This is a genomic window from Nonomuraea sp. NPDC003201 (assembly GCF_053590415.1).
On record NZ_JBSFTC010000729.1, the window covers coordinates 1 to 1503 of the forward strand.

Sequence of the window (1503 nt, forward strand, 5' to 3'; positions counted from 1 at the left end):
CGCAACCCCACCCCGCCGGGAGCGCCGGGAGCGCCCGGCGGGGTCACGGGGGCGCCGGGGACGTCCACCGGGGTGCCGGCGACGGCTGCCGGGGTGCCCGGGACGTTCACCACCACACCGTCGGCGCGCCAGCCCAGCGGCACCACGCTGCCGTCCGACGGCGCGTCCAGCCCGGCGGCGGTCGCCACCACGCCCAGCACCACCAGGAGGATCGCCACTCCCGCCGGAATCCGGCGCGACCGCCCTGACGGGCCCGGCCACAGTCGCCACATGGACACGCACACATCGTGACCGACACCCCGGCCGGAAAACCATCACCCGGACGCCTACGGTTTGGATGGAAAGGCGCGTCAGGGGCCGGCTCTACTTCCCTGACAACGTGAGAGCCCAGGCGAGCAGGCCGAACGCGGTCGTGGAGGCGACCACGCGGACGAGGTTCCAGCTCCGCCACCGCATCTCGCCGAACGCCTCGCGGACCGCGGCCACGTCGATGTGGCCGGGATCCCCAGCCGCCTTGATCGCGTCGTTGAGCGGCACGTTGACCGCCAGGGTGATGACGACGGTGATCGCGTACAGGACGAGCGCGGCGACGATCCACGGCAGGGCCGGGCGGCCGAGGTAGGCCACCGCGGCGAGGATCGTGAACAGGAGCGCGCCGAAGAAGCCGCCCGCCATGAACCACGGATTGATGATCGCCCGGTCGATCGACTGGAACGCGGCCACGAAGGTGCGGTCGTCGGTCCGCCCGAGGCCCGGCATGATCGTGTGCGCGTACAGGCCGAAGATCCCCGCCACGAGGCCCATCGACAGCGTTGCGGCCATCAGCGCCGTGATCCGCATGCCTTCCACAGAGTCCTCCCAGCGGGCTCAGCGATGTCGTCCGGCCCCCATGATCCCATCGGCTCCTTTCGCGGACCTGTCCTGAACCTGTCGTGCGGGCCACGCCGAAACCCGGCGAAAGGAGGCGGTCCGCGCGACGCAAGGTTTGTGCAAGAACGATGGCGTCGCCGGTGGCTACCGTAGTTCGTAGCGGCACGTGCCGATGGACCGGTTGCGGCACGACGACGCCCCACCCGCCCGTGCTGTCGTCCATCACTTCGCGACGTCAGGATGAATGTGGACATAAGGTCGAATGCCGGATTTCGGTTTGGGATTCTGGGCCCGCTCGAAGTCGTACGTGACGGCCGGCCGATCTCCCTTCCGGCGGCCAAGCAGCGGATCGTGCTCGCCACGCTGCTCCTGCGCGCCAACCGGAACGTCTCGCCGGACGAGCTGATCGAGCGGCTGTGGGCCGACGACGTTCCCCACAACGCCCGCAGCGCGTTGTACACCCACGTGGCGCGGTTGCGGCGCGCGCTGGGCGAGGATCCGGGCGGTGACGGCTCCCACCGGCTGATCCGCACGTCCGACGACGGCTACGTCATCGATGTGCCGCCCGAGGCGCTGGACCTGTCGCGGTTCCGGGCGCTGGTCGGGCGCGCCGGCGCCGGCACGGACGCCGCC

The 1503-nt window shown here is 71.1% G+C and carries 3 protein-coding genes; 1 reads left to right on the forward strand and 2 read right to left on the reverse strand.

The window, feature by feature from the left end; translation table 11 throughout:
• Together ACWDX9_RS63195 and ACWDX9_RS63200 are read right to left on the reverse strand one after the other, a co-directional pair.
• Positions 1–278, reverse strand: a 278-nt coding sequence (locus ACWDX9_RS63195) for a hypothetical protein (RefSeq protein WP_449973433.1), incomplete at its 3' end; no start/stop codon positions are given.
• 85 nt (positions 279–363) lie between these two features.
• Positions 364–840 carry an anthrone oxygenase family protein gene (locus tag ACWDX9_RS63200; protein WP_449973435.1) on the reverse strand — a complete coding sequence of 159 codons (477 nt, stop codon included), beginning with the start codon at positions 838–840 and terminating at the stop codon, positions 364–366.
• Positions 841–1110: 270 nt separating this feature from the next.
• Between ACWDX9_RS63200 and ACWDX9_RS63205 the strand changes: the two genes are divergently transcribed.
• The coding region (locus ACWDX9_RS63205) for an AfsR/SARP family transcriptional regulator (protein WP_449973434.1) at positions 1111–1503 on the forward strand (393 nt) is incomplete at its 3' end.